This window comes from Blautia segnis (assembly GCF_014287535.1).
Classification (GTDB): Bacteria; Bacillota; Clostridia; order Lachnospirales; family Lachnospiraceae; genus Blautia_A; species Blautia_A acetigignens.
This window is the reverse complement of record NZ_JACOOT010000006.1, coordinates 23,411-40,960: the sequence shown is the minus strand read 5'-3', so window position 1 is coordinate 40,960 and position 17,550 is coordinate 23,411. Positions and strand designations below refer to the sequence as shown.

General features: G+C 47.4%; 16 protein-coding genes and 2 pseudogenes. 1 reads left to right on the top strand and 17 read right to left on the bottom strand.

Going from position 1 to position 17,550, the window contains the following annotated elements:
- Positions 1–44: 44 nt before the first annotated feature.
- The 9 genes from H8S54_RS02515 to H8S54_RS02475 form a co-directional block, all read right to left on the bottom strand.
- Positions 45–1,112 (bottom strand): D-alanyl-D-alanine carboxypeptidase family protein, encoded by a 1,068-nt coding sequence (locus H8S54_RS02515; RefSeq protein ID WP_330600055.1) that lies wholly within the window; start codon positions 1,110–1,112, stop codon positions 45–47.
- 152 nt (positions 1,113–1,264) lie between these two features.
- Positions 1,265–1,957, bottom strand: a complete 693-nt coding sequence (rplA, locus tag H8S54_RS02510) for a 50S ribosomal protein L1 (RefSeq protein ID WP_173767444.1) — start codon at positions 1,955–1,957, stop codon at positions 1,265–1,267.
- A 56-nt stretch (positions 1,958–2,013) separates the two neighbouring features.
- Positions 2,014–2,439 carry a 50S ribosomal protein L11 gene (gene rplK, locus H8S54_RS02505; RefSeq protein ID WP_117852954.1) on the bottom strand — a complete coding sequence of 142 codons (426 nt, stop codon included), beginning with the start codon at positions 2,437–2,439 and terminating at the stop codon, positions 2,014–2,016.
- A 68-nt stretch (positions 2,440–2,507) separates the two neighbouring features.
- Positions 2,508–3,023, bottom strand: coding sequence for a transcription termination/antitermination protein NusG (gene nusG / locus H8S54_RS02500; protein ID WP_117852952.1), 516 nt, complete (start codon positions 3,021–3,023; stop codon positions 2,508–2,510).
- Positions 3,024–3,039: 16 nt separating this feature from the next.
- Positions 3,040–3,264 (bottom strand): preprotein translocase subunit SecE, encoded by a 225-nt coding sequence (secE, locus tag H8S54_RS02495; RefSeq protein WP_117852949.1) that lies wholly within the window; start codon positions 3,262–3,264, stop codon positions 3,040–3,042.
- 25 nt (positions 3,265–3,289) lie between these two features.
- Complete coding sequence (gene rpmG, locus H8S54_RS02490; protein ID WP_117853039.1) at positions 3,290–3,439, bottom strand: 50S ribosomal protein L33; 150 nt, start codon at positions 3,437–3,439, stop codon at positions 3,290–3,292.
- Positions 3,440–3,642: 203 nt separating this feature from the next.
- Entirely contained in the window at positions 3,643–4,629 is a 987-nt protein-coding gene (locus tag H8S54_RS02485) for an ABC transporter ATP-binding protein (RefSeq protein WP_186900832.1), read from the bottom strand.
- Positions 4,629–5,597 carry an ABC transporter ATP-binding protein gene (locus tag H8S54_RS02480; protein ID WP_186900831.1) on the bottom strand — a complete coding sequence of 323 codons (969 nt, stop codon included), beginning with the start codon at positions 5,595–5,597 and terminating at the stop codon, positions 4,629–4,631. The genes H8S54_RS02485 and H8S54_RS02480 overlap by 1 nt, the downstream gene beginning before the upstream one ends.
- 159 nt (positions 5,598–5,756) lie before the next feature.
- The gene (locus tag H8S54_RS02475) at positions 5,757–7,337 is read right to left on the bottom strand and encodes an ABC transporter substrate-binding protein (RefSeq protein WP_186900830.1); all 1,581 of its coding nucleotides are present in this window, start codon (positions 7,335–7,337) and stop codon (positions 5,757–5,759) included.
- Here H8S54_RS02475 and H8S54_RS19255 point away from each other — a divergent pair.
- A pseudogene (locus H8S54_RS19255) lies at positions 7,288–7,506 on the top strand (DUF6783 domain-containing protein); the annotation flags it as partial. The gene H8S54_RS02475 and the pseudogene H8S54_RS19255 overlap by 50 nt on opposite strands.
- Here the strand turns inward: H8S54_RS19255 and H8S54_RS19250 are convergent.
- The 8 genes and pseudogenes from H8S54_RS19250 to H8S54_RS02440 form a co-directional block, all read right to left on the bottom strand.
- Positions 7,495–7,617 (bottom strand): annotated as a pseudogene (locus H8S54_RS19250) (DUF6783 domain-containing protein); the annotation flags it as partial. The pseudogenes H8S54_RS19255 and H8S54_RS19250 overlap by 12 nt on opposite strands.
- 38 nt (positions 7,618–7,655) lie before the next feature.
- Complete coding sequence (gene opp4C / locus H8S54_RS02470) at positions 7,656–8,525, bottom strand: oligopeptide ABC transporter permease (protein ID WP_021925640.1); 870 nt, start codon at positions 8,523–8,525, stop codon at positions 7,656–7,658.
- A 20-nt stretch (positions 8,526–8,545) separates the two neighbouring features.
- Positions 8,546–9,502: an ABC transporter permease gene (locus H8S54_RS02465; protein ID WP_117852938.1), complete on the bottom strand. Its 957-nt coding sequence runs from the start codon at positions 9,500–9,502 to the stop codon at positions 8,546–8,548.
- Positions 9,499–10,797 carry an L-cysteine desulfidase family protein gene (locus H8S54_RS02460; RefSeq protein WP_186900829.1) on the bottom strand — a complete coding sequence of 433 codons (1,299 nt, stop codon included), beginning with the start codon at positions 10,795–10,797 and terminating at the stop codon, positions 9,499–9,501. Before H8S54_RS02460 ends, H8S54_RS02465 begins: the two co-directional genes overlap by 4 nt.
- Positions 10,798–10,860: 63 nt before the next feature.
- Positions 10,861–11,598 carry an SDR family NAD(P)-dependent oxidoreductase gene (locus H8S54_RS02455; protein WP_021925637.1) on the bottom strand — a complete coding sequence of 246 codons (738 nt, stop codon included), beginning with the start codon at positions 11,596–11,598 and terminating at the stop codon, positions 10,861–10,863.
- 17 nt (positions 11,599–11,615) lie between these two features.
- On the bottom strand, positions 11,616–13,550 hold the full coding sequence (locus H8S54_RS02450) for a thiamine pyrophosphate-binding protein (RefSeq protein ID WP_186900828.1): 1,935 nt from the start codon (positions 13,548–13,550) through the stop codon (positions 11,616–11,618).
- A 15-nt stretch (positions 13,551–13,565) separates the two neighbouring features.
- A complete protein-coding gene (locus H8S54_RS02445) occupies positions 13,566–16,214 on the bottom strand; it encodes a LicD family protein (protein WP_186900827.1) in 2,649 nt (882 codons plus the stop codon).
- 2 nt (positions 16,215–16,216) lie between these two features.
- A complete protein-coding gene (locus tag H8S54_RS02440; protein WP_186900826.1) occupies positions 16,217–17,548 on the bottom strand; it encodes an adenylyltransferase/cytidyltransferase family protein in 1,332 nt (443 codons plus the stop codon).
- Positions 17,549–17,550: the final 2 nt, after the last annotated feature.

The following is a 17,550-nucleotide window of genomic DNA, read 5'->3' as shown; positions in this document are numbered from 1 at the left end:
CCACAAATAGGACAGCCCCGCAAAAAGGCTGCCCTATTTTAAATTTACTTTTTTTCCGCCACTGCTTCCCCAAGTCGATTATAAAGGGTCTTCGCATCCTGAATGTGCGGAATTCCCGTGGCATCTGCGGCTGCGCCTGCCGTAACCAGTATATACTCTCTGTCATAAATCTGAGCGAAGCTTGCCAGGCAATGTCCTGCCTCGGAGGTATAGCCTGTCTTGCCGCCCAGGATTTCTCCTCCAACAACACTGGTATCTGACATATTCTTAAACATAGTACTATAATAAGTAATTCCATCGGGATGCACATTTGTACCGGGAGTGGAATGGAAATGGCTTTCAATCACATCGCAAAATGTTTCATTATGCAAAGCATACCTAAGCAGCAGTGCAATGTCATAAGCCGTGCTGTAATGCTCCGGATCATGAAGTCCTGTGCAGTCCACGAAATTGGTGTTCTTCATTCCAATGGTTTTTGCCTTCTGATTCATCTTCTCCACAAATGCCTTTTCTGATCCAGACACCTCATTTGCCAGCGCCAGACAGCACTCAGCTCCTGACGGTAAAATCACTCCATACACCAGATCCCGGAGCCGAACCTCTTCTCCAGGCTGAAAGCCTGCCTGGGTGGCATCCTGCCCGTTCAAAACGTAGAAAATATCTTCACTTAATGTAATTTTTCTGTCCAAATCAGAAAATGTCTCCAATGCCACAATTGCCGTCATAATCTTTGTCATTGAGGCCGGATAAATCCGTTCCTCTCCATTTAGATTGCCGATTATCTTTCCGCTTTTTGCGTCCATCAAAATTACATTTGAGCTATTCACGCCCATCACATCCAATTCCTTTACAGGCGGCCCGTCAAAATACCCTGCAAGTCCGATTACTCTGGCCTTCAGCCCTCTTTCCCAGCAAAAAGCGCCTGCCAGCAAAAGCAAAATTATAACTTCTATTAACGCACTCACCAGAATCCGCCGTCTCTGCTGCTTTTTTCGCAGCTTCCGTTTCCTGGTGCTTTTACGCTTTTCCTTTTTCGCCGTACCGCAGACATTTCTATTGTTCTCTTCAATTGCTCGGCCTTCTCTTCTGCCCCTGTCCCTATACTGTGCCACTGTAAAGCACCTCCAGTCCTGTTAGTATACTTGCTATCCTATCACACCTTTCTCTTAAATTTCTATAAAAATCAGTCGAATCACAAAATTCACGTTCCTTTCACGCAAAAAGAGCACCCACCTTACGGTGAATGCTCTCTTCATCTCATCTATTAAGCTAATTTGATCGGGTTGATCTTCACACCAGGTCCCATTGTCGGAGCGATAACAACGCTCTTTAAATACTGTCCTTTCAGTGTGCTAGGTCTAGCCTTTGCAATAGCTCCAATCAGCGTCTGGAAGTTGTCGCTTAACTGCTCCTCAGTAAAGGAAGCTTTACCGATCGGCACATGGATAATGTTTGATTTGTCAAGACGATACTCAATCTTACCAGCTTTGATATCATTAACAGCTTTTGTAACATCCATTGTTACTGTACCAGCCTTCGGGTTTGGCATTAAACCTTTCGGTCCAAGTACACGACCAAGACGTCCAACAACACCCATCATGTCTGGAGTTGCAACAACAACGTCAAAGTCAAGCCATCCTTCGTTCTGGATCTTCGGGATAAGATCCTCAGCGCCTACAAAGTCAGCGCCTGCTGCCTTAGCTTCCTCAGCCTTCGCATCCTTAGCAAATACAAGAACGCGAACTTTTTTACCAGTACCGTGCGGCAGAACAACTGCTCCACGGATCTGCTGATCTGCATGACGTCCATCGCAGCCTGTGCGGATATGAACTTCGATAGTCTCGTCAAATTTAGCTACAGCAGCTTTTTTAACTAAGCTGATAGCTTCGTTAGTATCGTATAATGTTGCGCGGTCTACTGCCTTAGCAGCTTCCACGTATTTCTTTCCTCGTTTCATTTCTATAACCTCCTGTGGTATTTGCGGGGAAAAGCCCTCCCACTTACTATTTGTGATTAATCAACTACTTCAATTCCCATACTTCTTGCAGTACCAGCAATCATGCTTGCTGCTGCTTCGATGGATGCTGCATTTAAGTCTTTCATCTTAAGCTGAGCGATTTCCTCAACCTGAGCCTTTGTAACTTTAGCAACTTTTGTTTTGTTCGGTACGCCGGAACCGGATTTGATGTTTGCAGCTTTCTTAAGAAGAACTGCAGCCGGCGGAGTCTTGGTTATGAAGCTGAAACTTCTGTCTGCATAAACAGTGATTACTACAGGAATGATCATACCATCCTGATCAGCTGTTCTTGCGTTGAACTCTTTTGTAAACTGAACGATATTTACACCGTGCTGTCCAAGAGCCGGACCTACAGGTGGTGCTGGAGTTGCTTTACCAGCGGGAATCTGTAATTTGATATATCCTGTTACTTTTTTTGCCATTTTCGGCACCTCCTATGTGGTATTGGCGGGGGTATGTCCCTCCCACGATATTGTGTTACCTTTGTCTGTTACATTTTCTGAACTTCTGCGAAACTGATCACAACCGGTGTTTCGCGTCCAAACATCTCTACATTGATCGTTACAAGCTGCTTCTGCGGATTGATCGCAGTAACAACGCCTGTAGTCTCTTTCCAGGCTCCGCCTGTTACTACAACAGTATCGCCCTCAGCGAAATCTACGCGGACAGTCTCATCTTTGATGCCCAGCGGTTTCATTTCTTCTTCTGTGAGCGGTACAGGCTTGGATCCCGGACCAACAAAACCAGTCACTCCACGTGTATTCCGGACAACATACCAGGTATCGTCGTTCATGACCATGTTGATAAGAACATAGCTTGGGAACATTTTTCTCTGAACCTGTTTGGAAACGCCGTTACGCATCTCCACAACGTCTTCCAGAGGAACCCGTACTTCCAGAATCTGATCCTCAAGATGTCGGTTTTCAATTGTCTTCTCAATGTTGGCCTTTACCTTGTTCTCATAACCGGAATAGGTATGGACAACGTACCATTTTGCTTCTGACATACAATCACCTTTGTCCTTATTTGATTAAAAGATTAATGCATTCCAGAATGCCTGCATCCATCACACTGATGATCACACCGAGAATTACGGTTATGACAATAACAACAACTGACTGTTTCATCAGTGTCTCGCGGTCTGTCCAGACAATTTTATTGAACTCTGCCTTCAGCCCCTGGAACCAGGATTTCTTAGATTCCTTAGCCTTGGCGGTCTTGCCTGCAGATTTCTCTTTTTCTTGCATAGCCTAACCTCACAATCTAAAGTGACTATTTTGTTTCCTTGTGCATTGTGTGTCTCTGGCAGAACTTACAATATTTCTTGGTTTCCATTCTCTCAGGATGGTTCTTTTTCTCCTTGGTCATATTGTAGTTACGCTGCTTGCACTCTGTACATGCTAATGTAATCCTAACGCGCACAACTTCCACCTCCAGTGTTTTCATTTGCATGGTCTTAAATCCAGCCTCTTCGGTGTATCCGCCACCATTTTTCGGCATAAAAAAAAGACCTAACTTCCATGTCGCTTGTACAGTTTACCACACAGCAGACATATCCGTCAAGTCTTTTGCATATAATTCTTATGTTTTTTTATGGCATTTCTGCCGCCCGCTTCGCCTTATTATCACATTAATTCTTCAGTTCTGTGACAGGCCACCTGATGTCCTTTTTCCATCTGGCGAAGCACTGGAATTTCCTGTTTGCAGCGGTCTGTTGCGTATGGACAGCGGGTATGGAACTTACATCCTGAAGGCGGGTTGTAAGCGCTTGGCACATCCCCCTGCAGAATGATGCGTTGGCGTTTCTTTTTCACATCCGGAAGCGGAATGGCGGAAAGAAGCGCTTTGGTATAGGGATGCATAGGATTGGAATAAAGCTGGGCTTTTTCAGCAACCTCTGCCACACTTCCAAGATACATAACGGCAATGCGGTCGCTGATGTGGCGGACCACGCTTAAGTCATGGGAAATAAACAGATACGTCAGATTTTTCTTCTGCTGCATATTTCTCATCAGGTTCAGCACCTGGGCACGGACCGATACGTCCAGAGCGGATACCGCCTCGTCACAGACAACAAATTCCGGATTCAGGATCAGTGCCCTTGCGATTCCGATTCGCTGTCTCTGTCCGCCGGAAAACTCATGGGGAAAACGGTTCAGGTACTGTTTGTCAAGTCCAACCTCCTGAAGGATCTCTTCCACCATTTCCCTGCGCTCTGCTTTGGTGCCGATCTTATATACCTCAAGAGGCGCACTGATCAGATCGTAAACCGTCATTCTTGGATTCAGGGAGCTGTATGGATCCTGGAAAATGATCTGCAGCTTCCGGCGCATTTCCCACATTTTTTTCTTGTCATAGGTAAGAATGTCTTCCCCGTTATAAAGTACCTGTCCTTCTGTTGCAGGAATCAGGCGGAGAATGGTTCTGCCAAGAGTGGATTTTCCGCAGCCGGACTCTCCTACCAGACCCAGGGTCTCTCCTTTATTTACAGTAAGGCTTACATGGTCTACCGCTTTTACCTGGGCTGGCTGACGGTTCAGAAGACCTTTTTTCCCTGTAAAATATTTGGATAAATTTTTTGTTTCCAACAAAATGTTCGTGTTCTCGCTCATTATTTCTCACCCTCGTATCTGAAGCAGCTTACCAGAGAATTCTCTGCGTGGTAAACGCCAGGTTTTTCTGTCATGCAGCGCGGATTTCCATAAGGACATCTGGGAGCAAATCTGCAGCCAGACGGCATGGCATCCGGTGCAGGCACGGTACCCTCGATGGTATTCAGCATTTCCACATCCTCGTCAAGTCTTGGAATGGAATTCAGAAGTCCCTGTGTGTAGGGATGCTTCGGTCTTTCAAAAATATCCTCAATGCTGCCGTATTCCACAGCCTTGCCTGCATAAAGCACAAGCACATCATCCGCAGTCTCTGCAACTACGCCCATATCGTGGGTGATGAGCATGATCGCGGTTCCCATTTTTTCCCGGAGCTCGCACATCAGCTCCAGGATCTGTGCCTGGATGGTTACGTCCAGCGCTGTGGTGGGCTCGTCCGCGATCAGAAGGCGCGGCTCGCAGGAAACAGCCATGGCGATCATGACTCTCTGGCGCATACCTCCGGAAAGCTGATGAGGATATTCCTTCATTCGTTTCTCCGGTGCTGCGATCCCAACACGTTTCAGAACATCCACAGCCCTTGTCCAGGCTTCCTTTTTATTGCAGTTCTGGTGAAGCATGATCGGCTCCATCAGCTGGTTTCCAATGGTCAGGGTAGGATTCAGGGCTGTCATAGGATCCTGGAAGATCATTGCAATATCATTTCCCCGGATCTTACACATTTCCTTCTCCGGAAGTTCTACCAGTTCCTTTCCATCCAGCTTAATGCTGCCGCCGGAAATCCGGGCGTTGCTGCCAAGAAGCTGAAGAATGGACATGGAGGTAACGCTTTTGCCGCAGCCGGATTCTCCTACGATTCCAAGGATTCTGCCTTTTTCTATGGAAAAGCTTACGCCGTCAACGGCTGTATTAATGCCTTTTTTGGTTTGAAACTGTACCTGTAAATTCTCTACGGAAAGCAAAGATGCCATAGTTGTACTCCTTTTTTCTTATTACTGTAAGTGAACCATCACTTTTCTGTTCCTGAAATCCGCCAGATATGAGAATCACCTTTTCAGCCGCCACATTCTCACGCCTGGCGGGTTTCAGGAACATAAGCCATAAAGGCTTATGTCCTTTTCCCCTGTTTCTTATTCTTTATCCCACTCCCAGGAAGACCAGTTCAGTCCGTTGAAGTCTGCAACATTCAGGTTCTTCATGCTCTTATTGTAGGCAGTGAGAAGATTCTTTGTATATAAGTATCCCATAGCTGCTTTTTCCACAACTTTTTCCTGATACTCGTCAAAGTATGGTTTTCTTGCTTCGAAAGTAAGCTCTGCATTTCCTTTGTCGATCAGGTCAGAAAGCTCTGTATCCTGAAGCTGGCAGAAGTTTACGGAGCTTCCCGGATAGATCATCTCGCGGCTCTCGCTTGGATCCAGAGTTCCGCCGGAACCGATGATTCCAAGGTCATGCTCGCCGTCTAACATACGGCTCATCAGTGTTGCAAAATCCATCTGCTCAATTTCTACATTTACGCCCACATTTGCGAAATCCTGCACGATCAGGGCTGCGCATCTCTCTGTAATGCTGCTTCCGGAGGAAATGAAGAATTTCAGTGTCTGGCCAGCCGGGAATCCAGCTTCTGCAAGCATTTCTTTTGCTTTTTCAGGATCGTACTGAACCTGAACCTTGTCGTTGTAGTATGGGCTTACCGGAGCGATCGGAGTCATGATCGGAGTTCCCTCACCCATAAGAAGACCATTTACCAGTACATCACGGTTAATTGCCATATTCAGTGCCTGACGAACTTCCTGAGTCAGATATTCCTTCTGAGTATTGAAGATCAAGGTAGAATATGAAGTGGTAGGAATAGACTCTGTTACCAGATTATCCTGGGATTTGGCTGTTTCCCAGTCATCTGTCAGTACGGAACCAAATCCAATCATGTCAAGCTCACCGTTCATAAGACCGGAAAGAACGTTTGCAGACGGTACCACACGGATAATAAGACGATCAATATTCGGAGCTCCAAGATAATAATTTTCATTCTTTGTAAACTCCATACGCTCGCCGTTAATCTCACTGTCATAGATAAATGGACCGGAGCCAACCGGGTTTGCCCAAAGATCAGGAGCATTGATCTCTTCTGCTGTTTTACCCTCAAACACATGCTTCGGAATGATGAAAACAGTGTCTATATCCTGAAGGAAGGTATCCGGGTACATAGCCTCTTTTAATTTGAAGGTTACTTCGTATTCGCTATCTGCAGTTACTTCAATAGAATCCTCGGAAAGCTCTGCACCGGACTCATCTACACCTGCAATATATTCCAGATGATAACGGCTCTTTGCCTCTACAGAAGGATCTGAATACATCTGATAGCTGAATACAACATCCTCTGCTGTTACAGGCTCGCCATCAGACCATACTGCATCCTCATGAAGCTTGAAGGTTACTGCATCACTGGCATCATTTACTGTCCATGACTGGGCAAGACGTCCCTCGATGGTGCCGTCTGCGTTTGTCTGTGTCAGACGGTCATAAATCTGGTCACAAATAAAACGGGTGTAATTGCTGGTGGTGTTCAGCGGCATCATAGTATCCCATGCCTGATCCATTGCTGCAGTTACCACTTTTTCTTCTGTCTCAGCTGCTGCCGGAACGGCATAAGCTGCAACCATGCTTCCAGCAAGAAGAAGAGCTGCCGCTTTTTTCATGTTGAGTTTCATATGTTTCCTCCTTTTTTCCTTCAGTCAGGGCTTCTGCCGCTGTCCGCATTGCGTTCAGCAACTGTTTTTCCCCGGCATATGTATTATAAAAGTCTCTGCCAGAGCATGTTTGAAAAAGGCTTTCTGCAAGATGTGCGTCACAATTTGTGGGAGATTTTACCCGGATGAGGGCGTCGTAGCGTGCTACGACAACCGAATTCGGGTGAAATATACCGCAAAGTAGGGCGTGCAGATTGCAGGAATGATTTTTTAAACAGGCTCTAATGTGCCATAAGCCCATGACAGCTTACTTTTATTTCATAAGGTGTGTAAACTATATTACAGCTTGATCTTCGGGTCCAGGGCATCGCGGATACCGTCACCCAGGAAGTTAATGCTCAGTACTGTGATCAGAAGGGCAAGTCCCGGCGGGAGCCAGATCCATAACTTCTGGGAAAGCACAGTGATGGACTGTGCGTCATAGAGCATATTTCCCCAGCTTGCTCCCGGCGGCTGCACACCCATTCCCAGGAAGCTTAAGGATGATTCGGAAAGGATGGCGCTTGCCATCTGGAATGTGATCGCGATCAGAATCGGGGCAAAGGAGTTTGGAAGAACATACTTTGTCACGATTTTGAAATTAGAAGTTCCAATTGCTCTTGCAGATTCCACGTATTCTTTTTCCGATACAGAAAGTACATTGGCATAGATCAGTCTGGCAAACTGTGTCCATCCCAGAACACCAATTACGCAGGTTACAGACCACACAGATGGTCCCAGAACTGCAACCAGTACCAGGATCAATACAATTGACGGGAAAGACATGAAAATATCTGCAATTCGCATAATAATTGCTTCTGCCTTTCCTCTCGCATAACCAGCCACCAGTCCAAGGGGAACGCCGATGGCACAGCTGATCAGCGTGGAAACAAAACCAACCAGCAGAGAGGTTCTTCCGCCATACATCAGACGGGCAAAAACATCTCGGCCAATAGCATCTGTTCCCAGAATATGTGCCCCGCTTGGTGCCGCGGAAAAGGCGGTATAGTCAGATGTGTAGGGATCCAGGTTCAGGATAATGGGGAGAAAAACCACCATCAAAATCTCCAGAATGAGAACCACCAGACCTGCCATAGCCATTTTATGTTCTTTCAGTTTATCAAGTACCTCGGAAAGATAGCTTACATTTTCGTTTTTCTGTTTTTTCATTTCTTTTCTTCTATCCTCCCTTATTTATAGCTGATTCGCGGATCCAGGATGCCGTACGCCACATCAGTAAGAATGTTTGCGATCAGAACTGCCGCCGCAATCATAACGGTAACACCCATAATAACCGGATAATCTCTTCCGTTGATGGCAGTTACCATAAGGGAACCGATTCCTGGCCAGCCGAAAACCTGCTCCGTTACGACTGCTCCTCCTACAATAGAAGGAATGGACATGCCTACTACTGTAACAACCGGAGTGAGGGCGTTTTTCAGGGCGTGCTTCATGATTACCTTCCATTTTCCAAGACCTTTGGACTTGGCGGTACGGATGTAATCGTCCTGCATAACCTCAAGCATACTGCTTCGCATATGTCTTACCCAGCCTCCGATCTGCTGGAAGGAAAGCACCAGGCATGGCAGGATCATATGCTTCATCAGATCTCCAAAGGTACGTGCTCCGCTGGAACTGTACATTCCGCCAGATGGCAGAATCTGGAATACAATAGCAAACAGGTAAATAAATACCAGACCAACAAAGAAGTTGGGCGTTGCCATCATCAGCATGGAAAGTCCGCCGGAGAAATAATCTCTTTTTGAGTTCGGCTTGGATGCCGCAAAAATTCCAAGAGGAATCGATACCACCAAAGAAAGCAGAATAGAGCTTGCAGCCAGGATTGCAGTGGCTGGAAGTCTCTCCAGGATCATTGTGGCAACCGGCCTTTGTGTACTGTAGGAAAATCCAAGATTTCCTGTAAGCAGCTGTTTCAGCCATGTAAAATACTGAACGATCACCGGCTGATCCAGTCCCAGTGCCACACGTTTACGCTCCAGCTCTGCGGGAGTGATTCCCGGGTCCGCCAGAAGTGCATCCAACGGAGAACCTGGTGCAAGGTTCAGAATGAAATACGCCAGTATGGTGATTCCGAAAAAAGTGGGAATGGCGATCAGTATTCTTTTTAATATGTATTTCAATCTCATAATGCTTTCATCTCATCTCCTTTTCCAACCATGATCCGGATGATTTCCTTGTCCGTCTCGCACATTCCTTCTTTTGCAAGCTGACCTACATTCCGGATGGTATTTTCTACGCCGTGGGTGACGATTCCGTCCCCGCCATAAAACTGCTGTCCCTGTATGTACATTTCATAGCCCATGATTCCAGCATCCACAGCTGCGGAAATTTTGGCTGCACAGGATGCCTTGGCTCCGTCGCAGATGATTCCGGAAACGATTGCCAGGGAATTGACGATGGTGTGGGCGATAACTTTATAGTCCCCGCCGTAAAGATAAGCAATTCCGGCACCGCTTCCGCAGCCTGCACTTACCGCACCGCAGTAAGCGGAAAGGGTTCCAATTCCGGTTTTCAGGTGAATGGTCACAAGATTGGACAGCACCAGGGCACGGAGCATTTTGTCATGGGAAACCTGCAGTTCCTTTGCAAATTCAATAACCGGAATGCTGGCGGTCATTCCCTGATTGCCGCTTCCCGAATTGATCACTACCGGAAGCTCACAGCCATTCATTCTGGCATCTGAGCCTGCTGCCGCCTTGGCTCTGGCGCGGATCTTGATGTTATCGCCGTAGGTGTGCAGAAGCACTTTTCCGATATTGGCACCGTAATTGCCGCGCAGGCCTTCCTCGGAAATGGCCATGTTGTAGCGGATCTGGCGTTCCAGAACTTCCCGCACATCTTCCACATCTACTGTGTTGGCGAAATCAATGATGTCTTCTATATTTAATACAGAATGATCCGTTTTAATTTCTTTCTCTTCTGAACAGACGTCTTTTGTGAAAATGGGCTGTCCGTTTTTCTCTACAAGAATAATGTTGGTGTGATTGTCTATGATCCGCACGCGGGCATTTCCGTTCCTGCCGGAAACGGTCACATCAATTTCAAACACATGACCGGAGGAAGCTGGCGTGATTTTCAGCTTTACCTGATTCATGTACGTCTTGATTTCTTCTTTCTGTGCTGGTGTTACCCCGGCGATTACTTCCAGAAGAGCCTGCGCGTCTCCTGCGATCACGCCTGCACACAGTGCAGCTGCGATTCCGCGCATTCCGCCTGTGTTTGGAACGATTACGCTTTTTACATTCTTGATAATGTTCCCGCTTACCTGGATGTCCAGCTCATCGGGCAGACAGCCAAGAGTTTCTCTTGCCACTGCTCCTGCGTAGGCGATGGCGATTGGTTCCGTGCAGCCCATTGCGGGAATCAGTTCTTCTTCCAGGATTTTTACATAATCCTGATATTTTTCATCACTTTTCAGCAATGTTTTGTCCTCTCTTTCAAACGGCAATGGTGATACTTTATCACATCATTGTTTTAAAATCAATTAAAAATAGTCATATCCGCCATGAATATCTACGATGCTGCCGTTCATGTATCCATTTTTCAAAATTTCGTATGCCATATCTGCTACTTCGGAGATTTCGCCGAAGCGGTGGAGAGCAATTTTGCGGTTGATCCGCTCATAGCTTTCCGGGGTGCGGTTTTTGTGCCAGCTGGTTTCAATGAAGCCGGGGGCGATGGCGTTTACGCGGATCTGCTTGGGTTCCAGTTCTTTGACCAGGGATTTGGTAAGAAAATGGATGGCGGATTTGGTTACTCCGTAGACCAGAGAAGAGGAGTAAGCCTGCTGTCCGGCGTAGGAGCCTGTGAACAGGATACTGCCGCCTTCTCTTATGATGGGGCGGAGTTCTTTTACCAGAAATACAGGGACGGACAGGTTGGTGTTTACGATTTTGCTCCATTCTTCGAAGGTGTAGTCTTCGTATTTGGCATAGGTGCTGATGCCCACGTTATTTACCAGCCAGTCTACGTGGTCGGTTTCTTTTTTGATCCGGGTGACAAAGTTCATCATCTGATCATAGGAGGACATGTCGGCCTGGATCAGACGGAGTTTCTTCTGGTCAGCTTCGGACTGGGCATGGAGAAATTCTTCGGCTTGTTTCTGATTGTGCCCGAAGCTTACGTATAGAATATCATCGGCTCCCGAATTGGCCAGGATCTTCTCCGCGATCCCCCTGCCAATTCCGGATGTGCCGCCGGTGATTATGGTGACTTTACTCATGAAAGCGTGTCCTTTCTTTAAAGACTCATCAGTCTGTTATAAATCTCCTTTGGAATGTATGGCTGCTGGTTGTGGATGGGCTCCCCAAGGCAGGTTTTTGGGTAGGCGTAGGTTCCAGGCTCCAGAAGGATTTCAAGAAGGCGTGGGGCAATTGTGCTGCAGAAGAAACCGGCAGCATTATCCTTCACTGCTTCTGCTTCCATACAGGTACTGGTCAGACCGTATGCTCTGGCTACTTCTGCAAAGTTACAGGAAGAGAATCCGGTTCCTTCTGCAGTGTCTGCATATACCTGCTCAAAGTAGTCACGCTGCAGGTGGCGGATCATTCCAAGAGCGTGGTTGTTCATTACGATCATGGTAATAGGAAGATTCTCACGCTTCACCCATTCTAATTCCTGAATATTCATCTGGAATGCACCGTCTCCACAGATGCAGGCTACTGGCTTTCCAGTGGCGTAATGGGCGCCGATGGCTGCAGGAAGGGCATAGCCCATGGCACCATGTCCGCCGGAGAAAAGAAGCTTCTGGTTCTTCTGGTTGTGGAAGGACTGATAGCTCCATACCATGTGCTGTCCCACGTCAATTGCTACTGCGGAAGTGTCTGCAAGCAGATCACTTAAATCTGCGATCATACGGTTGGGATAACGTTCCGGAATTGCGTCGTCCACAGCTCTTAAAGAACTGCGGATGTCTGTACACACAGAAAGCCATTCTGTGAAATCAAGGTGTGCCAGATTCCAACTATGAATTTCTGCCTCACCAGTTCTGTTTATTGAAACGCCTGTTTCATTTCCTGTCCAACCAGCTAACATATGAATCACATCTGCTGCGTCCACGCAGAATTTCAGTTCGTTCGTTCCGTTTTCGTGAATGTTTCTCCGCAGATTATAAGAGTCAATATCCGCACGAATAATCTTCGCGCCTTTTGCAAACTCATGCACCTTGGTGCCAATCTGGCGGGTGCAGAGGGAAATGCCAAGACAGATCAGAAGGTCACTTTTGGCATTGGCGATCATGTTGGCGTAGCGGTGGCCGTAAGCGCCGCCGATACAGCCGAAGTTCAGCGGATCGTCCCAGGATAGTGCGGACATTTCCAACACGCTTGTGATTACCGGGATCTTCCACTGGCGGGCAAGGGCAAACAGTTCTTCGCGAACTGCCTTGTCGCTGACGCCGTGGCCCAGCATGATTACCGGGCGCTTCGCTTCCTGAAGGGCACTGCGGATGGCAGCTGCGCATTCCTTCACATCAGCAGATACATTAAATAACGCAGTCTCTGCAATTCCGGAATTTTCGATTTTCGCCCCAGATTCCTTTGATCCTATTTTTTCTGAGCGCATATCCATCTGGCCCAGCTCTTCCATCTCTAATTTTTCCGAATTCACATCACCCAGGTTTATATTTTCCAGGCTCATCTCATAAACCGGGTTCTTCACATCCCCGCGCTGAATGTTCATGGGAAGGTCAATCAGTACAGGTCCCTTTCGTCCTGTATTCGCAATATGCCATGCTTTGTTCAGTTCTTTTACAATATCTTCATCCTCACGGATCTGCACTGCATATTTGGTCACAGGTCTGGTCATGGCCACAATGTCGATTTCCTGGAATCCCTGCTGCCTCAGCCCGGGGATTCCGGAGTATTCATAGGTGTTCAGCTGTCCGGTAAGAAAAATCACCGGAAGGGAATCAAAATATGCGTCTGCAATTCCAGAAATCAGATTCACTGCACCAGGTCCGCTGGTGGCATAAGCGCAGGCACATTTTTCTCCTGCCTGGGCATATCCGCAGGCAGCAAAAGAAGCGCCCTGCTCATTGTAGCTGGAATGACTTCTGGTATTGGGATTTTTCTCAATGGAATCTACCAGATGGGCGATCATGGTTCCCTGATATCCGAAGAAATCATGAATCCCTTTTCTCTGAAGAAATTCCACAATATAATCTGTTACTTTCATTTGGTCTGCCTTTCTTTATTTCCAGTATTTTTCCACTTTCTTTTTCAGCTTCACATTTCCGGTTTTCTCCAGCACATCCACAAAAATATGCTGCAGTTCCTCGTCCGGAACAAAAACCTCATCCGTTTCCATGCTCTTCACCGTTGCCTCTGTATACCGGGCAAACATCTTCTCAAGAGCCGGATAGTCTTTATTCTTATATAAATTAATGATACAATCTTTGTTTTCCAGGTATTCTTTCTCAAGAGCGATCTTGGACGCGCAGAATTTCACATAATCCCAGCTGCGGTCCAGATAGCTTTCTTTTCTGTTTTCCTGCTCCGCGGTCTGCGGCACCGTTTTTTCCAGGTGATTCTCCTTTGCAATCTTCAGATACTGACTATTTCCAGCTAATTCCTTTACAAGCAGCTGCAGTTCCTCTGTGCTGCCATATCTGCCCAGCCAGCGATCCAGATATTCGGAAGCATCCAGAACCTTTGCGTATGCCGCAGCCCGTTTGCTGCCTTCCAGAAGATCTGCGAAAAAGATCCGGTAAAGCTCAATGTTCACATAACCTTTTCCGCCGCAGTCCACTGCTTTCTTATAATTGTCAAAGGCCGCATCTGTCTGGCCCTGTTTTCTTTTGATATCACCGATCAGCTTATATACCTGGGCACGTTTCTCCTTGCGGATCTGGCAGTCCTTGGCTTTCTCCGCCAGCCACTCCATATCACCAGTCTCTTTGGTAAAAATAAGATCTGTGCGAATCTGCGCTAGTTCTTTGGGATAGCCCAGACGCTCCCATGCTCTGGTCAGGGCAGCTCTGTAACGTTCCTTGCCCTTCTCCGCGCCAGACGCACCCCTTCCATCCTTCTGAATCTGTTCCATAATTTTCTCAGCCACGGCTTCCATCTCTGTATAGGTCTTCGCCGTGCTGACGCGAACCAGGTCATAGCACTCCTGAATCCGCAGATTTCCCGGCAAAAGCCTGCCCCAAAGCTCAATCAGCCTCTTTGCCCCGTCTTTTTGCCCGGCGTCCAGAAGCATCTGACAGGTATTGACGGTTTCCTTACAGTATGGTGTCAGGAACTGGTCCAGTTCATGCAGAACCACCTGATTGTCCGTGTGCTCACGGGCATCTGCGAAAATTTCCAGCGCATCCGCACATTTTCCCAGCATCCATTGCAGTTCCCCTTTGTATTTCAGGAAATATCCGTCCTCCGGGAAAATACGCAAGGCTTCATCCATATAAAGCTCCGCTTCCACCCGCTCAATTCCATTGCGGGCATGTTCCATAAGGAAGCGGCTCTTCAGTTTCATAAAGCCCGGAACCTTGGGATAGCGCTCCAAAAGCGGCTCCAGTGCATCCTCCGCCTCCTGGAAATGCCTGCACTCATAATCAGATACTGCTTTTTCAAAAATCTCCAGATTTGCCTTCAGCTGTGCCGCTTCCGGGGAGAGCGCACCTGTCTGTTCCCGAATCTCCAGCAGTCTTTTCGCTCTGCCGATCTGCTCCTTATACACAAGCGTAAGCACTGCCGCATAAAAATTCTCCGCACCAATCTCCATCAGCACAGGATGATAAAATTCATAAAGCCCTTTAAGAGCTTTTCGTCCAATAAACTCTTCGCTCAACTGTACCTTGTAATATTCCGAAAAAATTTCGCTTAATTTCTGGAAATCCTGCTGTTCCAGAAGGCTCTTTATGCTCTGTCCGCACTTCTGGATCTGGTTTTCCAGCGCCATTTTCGTGTCACTTCCCAGAATCTGAGCATTGTTCTCCCTCAGCTGATGTTCCTTTTTGGCACTGGACAAAACGTGTACTTTTTGTCCGGTACAGGATCTCAGAAGCTTTCCCTTGCGGATACCTGGCATATAATCCTTGCGAAACTCCTGATCTGACAAGCCCTCTACCTCAGCCATTTCCTGGGATTCCGGCTTTTCATAATCTGAAAAACAGGACCATTCATCTCCATACCATTCTATGAGATACTGGCAGATCTGCCCCGGCACCATTACCGAAATGCCCTGGAATTCTTTTTCTTTTGCAGGAAAAAGCATATCCTTTTCCAAAAGGAAAGGAACCTCCCCTGAGCGCACCGCATAGCGCGGGCATTCTTCTGTTTCATGCACCTGCAAATTCTCTTCCAGCTTCTTCAGCACGCGGTCTTTCCCCGTAACCTGACAGGAAAGAAGCCCCCGTTTATAGGCAGCCCCGGAAATTTCCCATCGGTCGCCGTACACCTGCCCCGGGTCTGCAAGATCTGCATATACCATCAAATCGGCACAATATTTCTCATATTCTTCCTTATCCGCTGAAACAGGGTCCAGCAAAAACACATCAATGCGTTCTCCTGCACATCCGTTTCCCATAATCTGATGCCTGCGCAGGGCACAGCGGTCCGTAGATGCATATGCCGCACCAACACTGCCGAAGCTGCTGTCACTTTCCAGGCACAAAAGAGTGCGGTTTGCCTCAAGCACAGTTCCTGCCAGATTCATCAGCTTATGCCAGTCCTCTGCCGGCATATAAACAGTCACCGTATCGTCTCCCGGAAGGAAGCCGCCTCTTTGCATCACGCCAAGAGCCGTCTTTTCCGCAGTCACGTATTTCAGATCATTTTCCCTGCAGATCCGGGCAAACTCGCCCAAAAGCTGCAGCAGACGTTCCTGTTTCTCTGTCATTTTTATCCCCTCTGATTTATTATTTCCAGAATGTCCGCCAGCGTCTCAGATTCCTCATTGAAAAGACGGGTGCATTCTGTTCTCTCGTCACTAATCATAATCAGCAGTTCCTGCAGAAGGTACCGAAGCCCGTTGCCCTCAAAGTTAAAGCAGTATCGTTTCAGTCCCTTGCTGTCATCGATCTTCGCTTCGAAATATCCGGTGTTCCACCAGTCATTGGGAATGGTCACACGGCCTTTGGTACCGATCACCACAAACTCATCCTCCACATCTACTGTGGTACCGATTTCAATGGTGGCAAGGGCATCTGGATACCGCATGGTGATCATATCATAAATACATTTTCCCGCTTTATCCTTCACCACATTGGATTTTACTTCCAGATAATTTTTCCCAAGGATCTTGATGATCGCACACAATGGCTGCACCGCCGTCTCCGAAAAGCTTCTGCCGCCTTCAAAGTGATCCTGGGAAATAGAACATTTCACACTTACGATCTCACCCACAAGAGCACTGTGGGTCTGCCATACCAGCTGATTAAAGGCACGCAGATAAACCAGCGTAATCTTCTCAACCAGCAGCACCTTGTTCTTCGCAGCAAGGGCGAAAAGCTCCTTCAGCTTCTCCTTGTTCCCAGTCATAGGAGCATCGCTGATCACATGCTTTCCGCTCTCCAAAGCTTTCCTGATATAAAGCTCCCGCTTCGCCTGCTCTGTCTTAATATATACAATATCTACCTGAGACAAAAAGCAGTCAAAGCCTGGCTCCCATTCGCTGGTCTGGGCTTCCACACAGTAGTAGGAATCCAGTTCGTATTTGTCGCAGAAGGACCTGGCCGCATCTTCATTCTCGGAAAAAACACATTCTACATGAAGACCGCTGACATATTTCGTCTCCCATACAATACCACTGTCCTCATCGTCATCTGTAACCACGCCTACCGTGTAGGTGCTTCCTTCGCCCCGAAGCTCGGTGCTGGAAATGTTCTTGGTCCGCTCCAGATACTTCACATCGCAGTAATCCTTGAGGTAATCAAATTTGCCCCGCCAGTCAGAGCCGAGCACAAGCAGATCCACCTTGTACTTAATAATATCACTGAGCTTCTGTCCCTGATACTCTTCTATGATAATCTCGTCTGCAAAACCGGTGCGCCGCACGTTTTCAATTCTTTTCAGAAGACTGTCGCGCACATTCAGCTTGCCGCGCTCAATGTCATAACTCTCGCTGGTTACACCCACGATCAGATAATCGCCCAGCGCTTTGGCTCTTTTTAAAATATTATAATGGCCCTCGTGAAACAGATCAAAGGTTCCATAAGTGATCACTCGCTTCATAA

What these genes read in the sequence shown, in the direction of transcription:
- rplA (WP_173767444.1), bottom strand. Translation starts at nt 1,957, where the DNA reads ATGAAACGAGGAAAGAAATACGTGGAAGCTGCTAAGGCAGTAGACCGC.
- rplK (WP_117852954.1), bottom strand. Translation starts at nt 2,439, where the DNA reads ATGGCAAAAAAAGTAACAGGATATATCAAATTACAGATTCCCGCTGGT.
- nusG (WP_117852952.1), bottom strand. Translation starts at nt 3,023, where the DNA reads ATGTCAGAAGCAAAATGGTACGTTGTCCATACCTATTCCGGTTATGAG.
- secE (WP_117852949.1), bottom strand. Translation starts at nt 3,264, where the DNA reads ATGCAAGAAAAAGAGAAATCTGCAGGCAAGACCGCCAAGGCTAAGGAA.
- H8S54_RS02485 (WP_186900832.1), bottom strand. Translation starts at nt 4,629, where the DNA reads ATGAGCGAGAACACGAACATTTTGTTGGAAACAAAAAATTTATCCAAA.
- H8S54_RS02480 (WP_186900831.1), bottom strand. Translation starts at nt 5,597, where the DNA reads ATGGCATCTTTGCTTTCCGTAGAGAATTTACAGGTACAGTTTCAAACC.
- H8S54_RS02475 (WP_186900830.1), bottom strand. Translation starts at nt 7,337, where the DNA reads ATGAAACTCAACATGAAAAAAGCGGCAGCTCTTCTTCTTGCTGGAAGC.
- opp4C (WP_021925640.1), bottom strand. Translation starts at nt 8,525, where the DNA reads ATGAAAAAACAGAAAAACGAAAATGTAAGCTATCTTTCCGAGGTACTT.
- H8S54_RS02465 (WP_117852938.1), bottom strand. Translation starts at nt 9,502, where the DNA reads ATGAGATTGAAATACATATTAAAAAGAATACTGATCGCCATTCCCACT.
- H8S54_RS02455 (WP_021925637.1), bottom strand. Translation starts at nt 11,598, where the DNA reads ATGAGTAAAGTCACCATAATCACCGGCGGCACATCCGGAATTGGCAGG.
- H8S54_RS02450 (WP_186900828.1), bottom strand. Translation starts at nt 13,550, where the DNA reads ATGAAAGTAACAGATTATATTGTGGAATTTCTTCAGAGAAAAGGGATT.
- H8S54_RS02445 (WP_186900827.1), bottom strand. Translation starts at nt 16,214, where the DNA reads ATGACAGAGAAACAGGAACGTCTGCTGCAGCTTTTGGGCGAGTTTGCC.
- H8S54_RS02440 (WP_186900826.1), bottom strand. Translation starts at nt 17,548, where the DNA reads ATGAAGCGAGTGATCACTTATGGAACCTTTGATCTGTTTCACGAGGGC.